General features: G+C 38.3%; 9 protein-coding genes. 1 reads left to right on the forward strand and 8 read right to left on the reverse strand.

The features are described from left to right. Positions 1-24: 24 nt before the first annotated feature. Both ilvN and KZZ04_RS06580 read right to left on the reverse strand, forming a co-directional pair. Complete coding sequence (ilvN, locus tag KZZ04_RS06575; protein WP_006793425.1) at positions 25-522, reverse strand: acetolactate synthase small subunit; 498 nt, start codon at positions 520-522, stop codon at positions 25-27. Then, positions 522-2,249, reverse strand: coding sequence for an acetolactate synthase 3 large subunit (locus tag KZZ04_RS06580; protein WP_219422218.1), 1,728 nt, complete (start codon positions 2,247-2,249; stop codon positions 522-524). Before KZZ04_RS06580 ends, ilvN begins: the two co-directional genes overlap by 1 nt. 481 nt (positions 2,250-2,730) lie before the next feature. Here KZZ04_RS06580 and KZZ04_RS06585 point away from each other — a divergent pair, with 481 nt between their 5' ends. Then, the gene (locus KZZ04_RS06585; RefSeq protein ID WP_219422219.1) at positions 2,731-5,745 is read left to right on the forward strand and encodes an immune inhibitor A domain-containing protein; all 3,015 of its coding nucleotides are present in this window, start codon (positions 2,731-2,733) and stop codon (positions 5,743-5,745) included. A gap of 52 nt (positions 5,746-5,797) precedes the next feature. On the opposite strand, the gene KZZ04_RS06590 is transcribed toward KZZ04_RS06585, so the two are convergent. The 6 genes from KZZ04_RS06590 to KZZ04_RS06615 all read right to left on the reverse strand — a co-directional run bounded on the left by KZZ04_RS06590 (position 5,798) and on the right by KZZ04_RS06615 (position 12,872). After that, positions 5,798-6,805: an isocitrate dehydrogenase gene (locus KZZ04_RS06590; protein ID WP_006793428.1), complete on the reverse strand. Its 1,008-nt coding sequence runs from the start codon at positions 6,803-6,805 to the stop codon at positions 5,798-5,800. Between the two features lie 186 nt (positions 6,806-6,991). Then, positions 6,992-8,680 (reverse strand): hypothetical protein, encoded by a 1,689-nt coding sequence (locus KZZ04_RS06595; RefSeq protein ID WP_058405151.1) that lies wholly within the window; start codon positions 8,678-8,680, stop codon positions 6,992-6,994. 7 nt (positions 8,681-8,687) lie between these two features. After that, a complete protein-coding gene (locus KZZ04_RS06600) occupies positions 8,688-9,074 on the reverse strand; it encodes a DUF3192 domain-containing protein (RefSeq protein WP_058405152.1) in 387 nt (128 codons plus the stop codon). A 69-nt stretch (positions 9,075-9,143) separates the two neighbouring features. Continuing rightward, the gene (gene xni / locus KZZ04_RS06605; RefSeq protein ID WP_058405153.1) at positions 9,144-9,917 is read right to left on the reverse strand and encodes a flap endonuclease Xni; all 774 of its coding nucleotides are present in this window, start codon (positions 9,915-9,917) and stop codon (positions 9,144-9,146) included. Between the two features lie 10 nt (positions 9,918-9,927). Then, the gene (gene ppnN / locus KZZ04_RS06610; RefSeq protein ID WP_058405154.1) at positions 9,928-11,271 is read right to left on the reverse strand and encodes a nucleotide 5'-monophosphate nucleosidase PpnN; all 1,344 of its coding nucleotides are present in this window, start codon (positions 11,269-11,271) and stop codon (positions 9,928-9,930) included. Positions 11,272-11,336: 65 nt separating this feature from the next. Continuing rightward, positions 11,337-12,872: a GGDEF domain-containing protein gene (locus tag KZZ04_RS06615; protein WP_058405155.1), complete on the reverse strand. Its 1,536-nt coding sequence runs from the start codon at positions 12,870-12,872 to the stop codon at positions 11,337-11,339. Positions 12,873-12,943 lie beyond the last annotated feature (71 nt).

The following is a 12,943-nucleotide window of genomic DNA, read 5'->3' on the forward strand; positions in this document are numbered from 1 at the left end:
TTAAACGGCTCCGTATCAGTAAAGTTAGGCTTTTAAGGCTTTATCGCCTCTGCCAATTCCAACTGCACCTGAACGCACAACTTCAATGATGTCTGTTTCATGGCGTAACGTATCTAAAAATGATTCTATTTTATCTGTGCTACTTACAAGTTGTAAGCTGTAACTCTGACGCCCCATATCTAAAATATCACCTTTAAACACATCGACCACACGCGTTACCGCTGCACGCGTTGTTTCATCTTGCGCAAATACTTTTACAAGAAGTAGTTCGCGTTCAATGTGGCTCATTTCAGTTAAATCAATAATTTTTAGAACATCAACTAGCTTATTTACTTGCTTGGTAATTTGTTCAACAATTCGGTCATCACCCATTGTTGTTATCGTAATACGAGACAAAGATTGATCGTCAGTGGTACCCACTGTTAGGCTATCAATGTTGTATGCCCGTTGCGAAAATAACCCTACAATACGAGATAGTGCACCGGGTTCGTTTTCTAATAATATCGATAAAATACGACGCATTATGCTTTTACTCCTTTACGTAACCACATTTCGTCAATGCCACCTAATTTAATTTGCATTGGGTATACATGCTCTTTCTCGTCTACAAGTATATCTAAAAATACGAGACGATCAGTTATGCTCATTGCTTTATCAATAGCGGGTTGGAGCTCTTCAAGCGTGTTTACCTGAATGCCAACGTGACCATAGCTTTCAACTAATTTTATAAAGTCAGGCAACGAGTCCATATACGAGGAAGAATGACGTCCTCCATACACCATATCTTGCCATTGACGAACCATTCCTAATGAACGGTTATTGAGAGAAACCACTTTAACCGCTAAGTTGTACTGTAAGCACGTAGAAAGTTCTTGAATATTCATCTGAATAGAGCCATCACCCGTTACACATACTGACTCTTTATCAGGAAATGCAAGCTTAACACCCATAGCGGCAGGTAAACCAAAGCCCATAGTGCCTAGGCCACCAGAGTTTATCCATTGGCGAGGGTACTTAAATGGGTAATATTGTGCTGCAAACATTTGGTGTTGCCCAACATCAGAACTGATGTAAGCTTCTCCTTCAGTTGCTTTATAAAGGGCTTCAATAACGGCTTGAGGTTTAATTTTTTCAGATGGTTGTTGTTTATATCCCAAACATTTTTGTTCACGCCAGCTAATAATTTGTCGCCACCAATCCTCTTGTGCACTGCGATCTATTTGGATTGTGCTTTTATCAATGCCATCTTGTAGTTGTTTAAGTACCGTGTCTAAACAGCCTACAACAGGGATGTGTGCTTTAATGGTTTTAGAAATCGAGGTTGGATCTACATCAACATGAACAATAGTGGCGTTAGGGCAGAATTTTTTAACATTATTTGTCACCCGATCATCAAAGCGGGCACCCAGTGCGAGTATAACGTCGGCGTTAGCCATCGCTTTGTTTGCTTCTAGAGTACCGTGCATCCCTAGCATACCAATAAAATTAGGGTGGACTCCTGATATACCACCAAGCCCCATTAAGGTGTTAGTTATGGGCGCATTTAATGATTCTACTAATCGAGTTAATTGCTCAGATGTGTTTGAAATAATAATCCCGCCACCAGAGTATATAACTAGCTTTTTAGCTTCCAAAATAGCAGCCACTGCTTTTCTAATTTGTTTTGAGTGGCCTTTTGTATTTGGGCTATATGTTCGAAGCTCAGTTGTTGTAGGAAAGTCGTATTCAAATTTGATTGTCGGATTTAGCATATCTTTTGGTAGCTCAACTACAACAGGGCCAGGGCGGCCAGTGCTTGCAATATAAAACGCTCTTGCCAAAATAACTGGAATTTCTTGCGCGCTTCTGCAGTTAAAACTGTGTTTTACAATTGGGCGAGAGCAGCCAACGATGTCTGTTTCTTGGAAGGCGTCGTCACCAATTAAACTAGTGGGTACTTGTCCTGATAATACAACCATTGGAATGGAGTCCATATAAGCGGTTGCAATACCCGTAATACAATTTGTTGCACCAGGGCCAGAGGTAGCAAGAACGACACCGACTTCTCCGGTAGCACGTGCATAACCGTCAGCCATGTGTGTTGCCGCTTGCTCATGCCTAACTAAAATGTGTTCAATGTCATTTTGTTGAAAAAGTGCATCGTATAAATCTAATACCGAACCACCAGGGTAGCCAAATATATATTTTACTTTTAATTCTTTTAATGCCTGAACGACTAGTTCAGAGCCATTATACTCTTGTTTGCTCATCCTCATTCCTCTGCGCTTTTTGTGCATAAAAAAACCCCCGCTTAAAGCGAGGGTTTTTAAAAAGCAGTATTACCTTTTAATACATCCCCGCTGGGCTTATTACTAAGACCAGTACGAGAACGACTAGAAGATTAAATTGTGTTTTCATAGTTATTTACTCTACTCAGCAAAACACTGCTTTGATGCGAAATTTTGTATAGGGCTATTTTTAAGTGTTTTAGGTGTGCATGTCAACCTTGAATGTGTATTTTTGCATTTTAAATTCATTTGCTGGGACTTTTTGGCTTTTTAATGCTTTATTTGAATGGTATTTAAAGGTTTTAAGGAGATAATATGCAATTTGTTTATTTTCATTTACTTGCTGTTGTTTTAGGCTTAAGCAAAAATAGGTTGCTAGCATATACTTTAAGCTAGTTTATAACCTGTTTAAATGATTGTTATTAGGTATGATGTGTCTAACAATCTGTTTGAGGAACACACAGTGAACAAAATAGCGTTACTTACTTTTTTTACTATGTTTTTTAGCACTATCGCTACTGCTAAAGCACCGACTCCGCACGATTTAGGGGTGACTAACAAAGAACGTATTTTGTATTGGCTTAATAAAAAAGAGGGTTTAACTCCCGATGAGTTAGAAGCTTCTTATAATGAATTCATCAGTAATCAATCACCACTGCAACTGCCGTTAAAAAATGGGTTTCGTCAATCATCAGGCATATCATCGTATAACTCGTTACAAAATAAGGCCTTGTTTAAAAAACAACCGAGTTATTCAACAGGCTTAGTTCCTGATGAGCGAGTAAATACAGTTAAAGTGCTAACTATTTTAATTGATTTTCCTGATTTAAAACACGACGAAAACCAGTTAACTCCTCAAGATACAGACATGTTTTATGCCGATTACTCAGCCGATCATTACCAGCAGATGTTGTTTAATCTCAGTGGATATGAAGGTCCTAATGGAGAGACTCTTTCGTCTGCAGCTGAGTATTATGCAGCTGCTTCGGGCAACAGCTTAAATTTTGAAGGGCAAGTTTACGGGTGGGTAACTGCAAATAATAATGCTAAATTTTACGGTGAACGTTTAGGCTCCACCCGAGATAAAGACGCTCCAAGCCTAGTGCAAGAAGCTGTGGAAAAAGCGGTTGCCCAATTTAATATTAATTTAGCAGACTATGATTTAACCGACCTTGATGACATAGACGGTGACGGTATTACCGATGAGCCAAATGGGATAATCGATCATGTTATGATTTTTCATTCTAGTATTGGTGAAGAGTCGGGCGGTGGTTATTTAGCCACTGATGCTATTTGGTCACACCGCTTTTATGTTTTAGACGAAAATAGCCAACCCTCTGAAGTTGTTGGTAGTGACATTAAGTTATTTGGTTACACAATAAACCCTATCGATGCAGCCATTGGTGTTGTTGTTCATGAGTTTGGACACGATTTAGGTTTAAAGGATGAATATGATTTACAGTCTAATACGGTTGGTGAACCCGTTGCTTCATGGTCTGTTATGTCATCAGGTACGTGGGCGGGCTCTCCCAGAGGGTCCGAGCCGGTCATGTTCAGCCCTTATGCGCTAGAGTATCTACAAACACGCTACCAAGGTAATTGGGTAAACCAGCTTAGCCTTGATATGGATGAGATTAATACCAATGCTGTGCAAGTGATAAATAATGCAGCAAGTACGTCTATTTCACAAAGCCAAATAAAGGTTGCATTACCACCAAAACTTGAAAAATTTAAAACCCCGGTAGAAGGTGTTTTTCAATATTATTCAAATACTGGCGATAATCTTAATACGAGCTTAGTAAATACCATTAATTTACCAAGTACAACTGAGTCGCTTATGCTGAGCTTTGTTGCCTTTTACAGCATTGAGAAAGATTACGATCTAGTCCAAATAAAGGTTAATGGTATGCCTATTGCTGGTAACTATACACAATCTATAAACCCTTACTATGGCAATATTGGCCCTTATATTACAGGCGATTCATTTTTAAATGCTGATGCGCAGCTTCCTAACGGTTATTTAATACACCAATTTGATTTATCTGCTTATGCAGGGCAAACAATAGAGTTGCAAGTACAATACTTAACAGACGCTAATGCGCACTATTATGGCTTTGTTATTGACGATATGCGCATTGAGCAAAGTGGTTCATTAATTTGGCAAAATAACGCAGAAACTCAAAGCACTATCACCTTAGCCGGCTTTTCAAAAGTGGGTAGTTATGTATTTGCTAGGCCATCATATTACTACCTGCAGTTGCGTGACTATTCGGGTATAGATAGTGGATTGCAAAAAGAAGGTTACTCGCCGGGGTTATTACTGTGGTACAGCGATGAGTCGCACACTGATAACAATACAACTGAGCATCCCGGCAGTGGTTTTGCATTGGTTGTTGACGCAGATCAGCGTGCTATCAATAAAGGAGCTACGCAATCGCCAGCAAATACAGCTATTCAGGTACGAGATGCCGCATTCAGTCTTTATGCTCAACGAGCTGGGCTAGGAGATAATGACTTATCTGCTATTAGTTCATTTAACGATAAGACGGACTTCAGCTTTGCAGAACAAGCTGAATCGGGTGTTAAATTACCACAAGTTGGTTTTGGTTTTACGCTCACAAACCAAGAAAGCAATAATGAAAGCATTGAAATATTATTAAATTATGAGCCATTAAATGGTATTAGTTACTCACTCTCAGATTTCACAGCTAATTTTAAAGTAGAAGGGTTATCGCTTTCACCATCTGACACGTTTATTTGGGATTTTGGTGACGGAAAAACAAGTTCTGAATTATCCCCCTCGCACGTTTTTGAAGGTTACGGACGTTATGATGTTAAATTTACAGCCAGTAACGGCAATGATGAGCAGACAGCAACAACGACAGTAACCATTGTTGCTCCCCTGAGTATCACTGCAATTGATTATGAAACAACACAAGGGCTATTAACAGCACAAGCTGACGTTGAAGGAGGGTTAGCGCCGTACAGTTACCAGTGGAATTTAGGCGATGGCAGTTCGTTAGCATCACAAAGCGTTTCACATAACTATTTATACTCGGGTGATTATTTAGTGTCGTTTACCGTGACTGATGACCAAGGGGTGTCGGTATCTCAAAATGTAAATGTAAACGTTAATGTTCCATTAGCAGTTAATACCACTTTTTCAACGAATAACTTAACGGTTCAATTTAATGCAGATGCAATAGGTGGCTTTAAAAATTATGCTTACAGTTGGGATTTTGGTGACGGCAGCGACCTATCTCAAGTTCAAAACCCACGTCATACGTATCAAAGTGCTGGCAGTTACTCTGTGGCTTTAACCATAACAGACACAAATACGGGTGAGGTTATCAGTGAAAACTTGTCTGTAAATGTAGCGCAGCCAGAAAATAATAATGGTTCAAGCTCTAGTGGCGGTGCGCTTGGCGGGTTATTAATTTTTATGTTGTTAATTTCAATTAGATTTAAACGCGCTTAAATGGCATAAAAAAGCCAGCAAAAATGCTGGCTTTTTTGAACGTCCTATTAAATTACAGACGGTCAATCACTGATTGTGTGAAATCAGTTGTTCCGTGGCTGCCACCTAAATCACGTGTAGTGCGGTCACCTGATTTGATTACATCAGCAACGGCGCTGCGTATACGCTCTGCTGTGTCACCCATATTTAAGTGCTCTAACATTTGAATAGATGCTAAAATTACAGAAGTTGGATTTGCTAGGTTTTTACCTGCGATATCTGGCGCGCTACCGTGCACAGCTTCAAAAATTGCAGCATCTTCGCCAATATTTGCACCTGGTGCCATACCTAAACCGCCCACTAAGCCAGCACATAGGTCTGATAAAATGTCACCAAATAAGTTTGTAGTAACAACTACATCAAACTCTTCAGGTGTCATTACAAGCTTCATACAGGTTGCATCAACAATCATTTCTGTTGATTCAATTTGTGGGTAACGCTCAGCTACTTCACGAGCAACTTTTAAAAATAAGCCAGACGTAGACTTTAAAATATTTGCTTTGTGAACAGCGGTTACTTTTTTACGGCCTTCACGCACTGCAAGTTCATAAGCAAATGTTACAATTTTTTCAGCGCCTTCACGTGTTATTACTGATTTTGCTTCAGCTTCATTGCCATCTTCACTCACTACTTGGCCTGCACCTGAGTACATGCCTTGTGTGTTTTCACGAATAGTGATGATGTCAATATCATCGTAACGGGCTTTAGTGCCCACAAATGATTTTACAGGGCGAACGTTTGCGTATAACCCAAATTGCTTGCGCAGTGTTACGTTAATAGACGTAAAACCTTCACCTACAGGGGTAGTTAATGGACCCTTAAGTGTAATTTTGTTTTTAGCAATGGTATCGATCGTCTCTTGTGGAAGTAACTCACCTGTTTTCTCAAGAGCGGCTAGGCCAGCATCAACAAATTCATAATCAAAATCGCATCCTGCGGCTTTTAGTATTTCAAGTGCTGAGTCGATGATGCTCGGACCGATGCCGTCGCCTTTGATCACTGTGATGGTTTGTTTGGCCATTAACGTTTCCTTTAAAGAGTTTGATGTGCACATAAAAAATTACTCTAAAAGAGTAACTGCTTGTTAGGTCATTTATGTGAATGATTGAAAATTTTAAGGGCGCATTTATACCAATAAACCACTTATTTTGCCAGTTTATAGAATAAATAATGGGTATAATTTCTATTTATAGTGGTAATAAACGAACTAAATATTGTTATATATTTGTAAACCCGCTAATTGGGCGTAAAAAGGTCGCTCATCATCCCAGCCATTTAGTCTTAGTTGCTCACTCAGAGTTTGCTGTTGCCATGGGGTTAATTTTAGCTCAGGTTTGAAAACCCGTTGAGCAATCACTTTTAAAGCAACCCATAGCTTATGCTCATTTGTTAGCTGTTTTTTTGCTGTTTGCTCTGCCTGTAACAACATGTTTGCCCAAGGGTTATCGCTTAGTAATTGCAAAAGCAATGCTTTAATATGCTCATTATTAATATTAGCTACACCAAAAAATGCACTAAATGGAGTGCTTAACGTTTTGTTTGGCACTTCATCGATAGCTATTTTTCGTGTTAAGCGAGTACTGCATTGGGTTAACAAAAAATGAGTATATGCGTACAAAGGTAAAGTGATGTGCTCAAATTGATACTGCTTATTGTGTGTTACCAATAAAGCCATTATTTTTACCAAACAGTCTAGTCGATTTAATATAAACTTTTGTAGTGGATGGGGTGTTGAATTAACCAATTGCTCAAATACGACGCGCTGAATAATAGCAGGCGCATTATTGTATCCAACCATAGACAAGCTATGGCGCAGATCTTTAGCTGCTTGATGTTCTTTATTATAAGGTTTAACGGCTTCACATACTCGCGCAATAATCTCAGGGTGATGAGCCATTATTTTATTCAAACCTTTAAAACTATATTCTTGGTTAACTTTAATTTGACTAATTAACTCAATTAGTTGCCTTGGTTTATCTAAACTGCTTGGCTCGTTAATAGTAATATGTTCACTGTTCCATACACTGTATAGAAGCTTTTTATCTGCACATTTCCATTGTTTGGGGTTGTCTTTTAATGTCGCTTTTACTCTAAACCAAGCTAATTTTTGTTTATTTTCAGGGGTAACTATTATATGCCTGTTTTGTTTATCGGTTGCTAGATAAACCATATTTTGATCTTGATACACAACTCGGCTACCAGCCAAAAATGCCCCTACGTGGGCAACGTAAGATTTAATTAAATGTTGTGCAAAAATATTTGGCGTGCGTAAATATAAATCGGACAAGGCCTGATAAAAGCTTATGTGCTTTTTAGCAGGGGTATGGGTTATATTCATTGCTATTATATTAGCGAGTGCAACAAGCGTAATTCCACCATCGTAAAGCATTATCTTTGGTGTATTTACGAGAGCTTGCTTATATTTATTTAGTTTTGCGAGTATATGTGTAATCGGTGCAGCGCTATTGCCACAGCTTAACATTATTTTTGCTGCAAATTGGTGGCGCAGCTGCCAAATCTTTTTATCGTTAGCACTAAATTCAGATTGTTCAGCTAGCTTGTTTAGTTGCGAGCAGACACACAAATGCTCCACAAGTGCGGCGTTTATGTAAAGTTCGGTTAGTTTTTTGTCGTAATTTTGGCTAGCACATAAGCTTGCAGTAATGACACACTGGCTTATCACTAAATTAGTTGAATAGCTGTAGTGGGAATTAAATAACGTTAATTTGGATAGTAGTGCATTAGGGCAGTGTTCGTATAAGACTCTATACTGTTCGGCTAATTTACAGGCCATAGGGTATAAGGCTTGCCAATGGTCTTTATTATTATAGCCAATTAAAAAACGCTGCGTATTTTCGTGCAGTTGTTTTAAACGATTTGCAAGGGGCTCATCCATTATGCCTTCACCTAATTTCTTCCTGATATTTACTGTATGCACTTGGTCCCCATAAAATTAGCTGGCCATTTTTAAATAATAAGCCTGTGCATTCATCCATCGTTGTTATACCGTCTGACGTAATATGCTGTGTGCGATAAAAAATAATTTGTAATACTTGTTCATTATCGCGCTTGGCAAATGTTAAGTCTGGGCTACCAAGGTAATCAAGTACGGTGTTGAGTGTAGTTTGAGAATCTAGCGAAAGCTTTTCAATGTAGCGCTTATTAAATGATTCTCGATCTTGCCAAATCATTGCTTGTGGATCGTCTTTGTAAAAAGCAATCACTAAGGTTGCAATGAGCGCGTATAGCCCCAACCCTAAAATTAAATACCGTATAAACTTTTTCAACACTATTTACCTTAAATGCTACCACGGGTATTAGTATACGTTTTGTTATAAATACACGCTATTTACTTGCGACTAATTAAGCCTAAGCTGCTTTAAACTAAACCCTAAATTTATATCTGTTCTTAAACTAACCAATTGTTTAGATATAACGAACATGTCCATATTGGCTTCAAGTTTTTTGCGTAGCGCTGTGTTTAGTAATTCATCACTCAATGCTTCATTTATAGAGGTGTAATTATTAACAAGCTGCTGAGCTGATTTTATACCAACTCCTTTTACACCAGGTATGTCATTCGTTTTATCGCCTGCAAGTGCCCAAAAATCGACGAGTTTATTTTTTTCTACACCAAAGCGCTCTTCCATTGTGGGTTCATCTAAATACTGCCTTTTAAAATAATCATAAATCTGTATTTCATTGTTTAAATACGGTAAAAATCCCTTGTCAGTAGATACAATCGTATTCATTATTTTTTTATCAGCGGCTTTGCAAGCAAGCGTAGCAATAATATCATCAGCTTCATCATTTATTGGTTCAAACACAATAATACCGGTTTCCTCAATTGCTGATTTAAAATGATGTAACGCACCTTTTAGTGTTTCGGGCATCGGGGCTCTTGAGTGTTTGTAATGTTCATAAAAGTGATAGCGCCAACTTTTATCTCCGTCAAACACTGCAATTGCATGCGTTGCTTGCGTTATGCGAAGCAATTTTTTGCATGCTTGCGCTACACGCTCACTGCACGTAAGTATTAATTGGTCTTCGTTGTTGTGTTTTTGGTTTACATCAACTGCATAAATGCGCCTAATTAAATTAAGCGCATCAATTAATAATAAATGGGGTTTCAAACTATATGACTCATGCTTTTATTTTGTAACACGGAGTATACTTACTGCCAGGTAATTTCATGCGGCCTTGGTCAACAAAGGCTTGTAAAAGTACATCCATATCTTGCATTAATGCAGGTTCACCACTGAGAGTATAAGGTCCATGTTGTTTAATAGCGCGTACTCCCTCATCTTTAACATTACCGGCAACAATACCCGAAAACGCACGTCGTAAGTTTGCTGCAAGCTGTTGTTTTGGTTGATCCAAGTGTAAATCTAGGTTTGCCATGTTTTCATGTGTAGGTGCAAAGGGCTGCTGAAAATCGTTATCAATTTTAAGCGTCCAATTAAAATAGTATGCATCGCCCTCACTTTTTCTATACTCGCGAACATTAGCCATTTTAGATTTTAGTTTTTGTCCAACTAAACTGGGATCGTCAATAATAACTTCAAATTTGTCTAGCGCTTCTTTTCCGAGCGTCATTTCAATAAATTCGCACAGTTTTTCAAAGTAATCTTTGCTTTGTTTTGGTCCGGTTAAAATAACGGGTAAGCACTGCTTTTCGTTATCTGGATGCAATAAAATGCCTAATAAATACAATAATTCTTCGGCAGTGCCCGCACCGCCTGGAAATATAATAATTGCATGGGCTGTGCGTATAAATGCTTCTAACCGTTTTTCTATATCTGGCAATATAACGAGTTCGTTTACTATTGGGTTAGGGGGTTCTGCTGCAATAATGCTGGGCTCTGTTAGTCCTAAATAACGATTGTTTTTAATACGTTGTTTTGCATGGCCTATAGTAGCGCCTTTCATTGGACCTTTCATTGCACCAGGTCCGCAACCAGTACAAATATTTAATCCACGCAGGCCCAATTCATAACCTACTTGTTTGGTATACTTATACTCAATTTCGTTTATTGAATGCCCGCCCCAACAAACCACCATATTGGGCTCGCTATTTACACGAAGCGCATGCGCATTTCTAAGCATGTCAAACACCATATGAGTAATGGCTTTTTGTTCTTTTAGATCTTTTTCGTACTTTTGACAAATAAATAAAATATCGCGGATAACTGAAAATATGTGTTCGTGTATACCGGTGATTATTTCACCATCTACAAAGGCAGTTTGAGGTGGGTTTTCAAGCTCAATTTTTATTCCGCGCTCTCGGCTGAGTAAGCGAATGTCAAAGTCTTTATACTTGTCGTATATTTGCGAACTTTCGTCGGTATGGCTGCCTACATTGAGTACCGCTAATACACAATTTCTAAATAGTTTATAACGCTCGCTAGTTGAGGATTGTTCTAATAAATCAACCTCTAACTGAGATAGTAAATCTAATACACCAGTTGGGTTTAACTGTATTAACATGGGCGTACTCCTTGCTATTTATGTAAATTACTACTGAGCCATACATTATTTATACCCGTATGGCATTATTTACTTATACAAAGGCGGTCTCTACCAGTATTTTTGGCTTCATACAAAGCATCGTCAGCTCTATCAAAAGCTTTAATTGGGGTATCCCCTTTTTTTAACTGCGTAGCGCCTACGGAGATAGTTATTTCAATTTGCTTATCTTTAAATTTAAACGGAATATTTTTAATAACTTTTCTGAGTTTTTCAAGCGGTGCAACTGCATTGTCAACAGTGGTTTCACTCATTAATAAGACAAATTCTTCACCGCCATATCGCGCTATAAAATCAGATTTTCGTATCGACTTTTGTAATGCTTTTGCGATCACTTGCAACGTAATGTCGCCAGCTGTATGGCCAAACCTGTCGTTTATTGATTTAAAATGATCAACATCTATAACGACCAGCGTAACATTTGATTGCTGAACATTAAATAAATGCATTTCGTGGTTATAGCGTTCGTCAAAAGCGGCTCTATTAGGTAATTTTGTTAAGCCGTCTAGTAGGCTTTTAAAGCGTTGATCGTTTAAGCGCTTTTTGTATTTTGTTAGTTTTGTTTCAAGCGTACCAATACGGCCATTAATCTCATTAAAACTGGATACAAGTATTTCCCTGTCTTGGCGTTCTAGTTTTTCTTTTGCCATAAAGTCTTGAGTCAACGACTTTAGTTCATTATCAACAAGCTCTTTTAAAGATGAAATAGAAGTAGCGGATTGTGTTTTTTCGTTTAAGTTTTCTATTTTACTTTTAATATTTTTATTGAGGGTCTCAAACTCAGCCCCCATTGACGTCGAATGTTTACTTGTAGCGACTATTGATTTGTGAAGTTCTTCAATTGTCTGGTTAAGCGATGATAAAAAGCTTTGAGCTGACTCGCGTTCTTTATTTATATTTTTTACGACAACAGTAATTATGTTTATGGCCGTATCGAGCAAAGAGCCTAAATTATCGCTTTCAGATATGATGCTTTTAATACGCTTAATTTCTATTGTTGCTTCATCTTCAAGAACTAAGTCGTTAGCGAGTTCAAGTAGTTTTTGTGCTAATGCAGGCGTCGCTTCACAAGTAATCTTGCTATCTGCACGTAGTTTTGTGTTTAGCGCATGGTGATAAAAGCTAATTAATTTTTCCAGTAACGGAATAAAGTCATGAGTGGAATGAACGTTATTCATTTCGTGATCGAGTAAATTTCTTAATGAACGGCGTGTGCCTTCTGGCAAGCCTTTGGTTTTTTGGAGTTGTCTGCCCGCTGATAAAACACTTTCTTGTAGGTCACGTTGTTGCGAAAGTTGAATGGACTCTTGTTTTTTTAACAGCTTTATTGTTTCGTCAATTAAAGGGGATAAATCATCAAAACCAACGCCTTTGTTGAGTGCACTTCTAAAGTTAGCAAGTCTGTTGTCAAGTTCTGTGTCAAGACCCTTACACGCTAAGGATAATTTAGATGAAAAAATAGAGAGGGTGTCTACTTGATGTTTTCGCGCGTCTTCCAGTGCCATGCGCGCACCAATTGCTTGTTTTAGTTTTCTCTCTGTAGCAGTAGATTTTTCTGACACCTAGGCAGCCACCATGATTTGTAATTTTGTTACTCTAAGTCTACAACAAATTTATATTAAGTGTAGTTATC

Source organism: Pseudoalteromonas sp. CR1, assembly GCF_019392235.1.
Lineage (GTDB): Bacteria > Pseudomonadota > Gammaproteobacteria > Enterobacterales > Alteromonadaceae > Pseudoalteromonas.

Excerpts from the sequence above, each read along its gene's own strand:
- ilvN (WP_006793425.1), bottom strand. The coding sequence starts at position 522 with ATGCGTCGTATTTTATCGATATTATTAGAAAACGAACCCGGTGCACTA.
- KZZ04_RS06580 (WP_219422218.1), bottom strand. The coding sequence starts at position 2,249 with ATGAGCAAACAAGAGTATAATGGCTCTGAACTAGTCGTTCAGGCATTA.
- KZZ04_RS06590 (WP_006793428.1), bottom strand. The coding sequence starts at position 6,805 with ATGGCCAAACAAACCATCACAGTGATCAAAGGCGACGGCATCGGTCCG.
- KZZ04_RS06595 (WP_058405151.1), bottom strand. The coding sequence starts at position 8,680 with ATGGATGAGCCCCTTGCAAATCGTTTAAAACAACTGCACGAAAATACG.
- ppnN (WP_058405154.1), bottom strand. The coding sequence starts at position 11,271 with ATGTTAATACAGTTAAACCCAACTGGTGTATTAGATTTACTATCTCAG.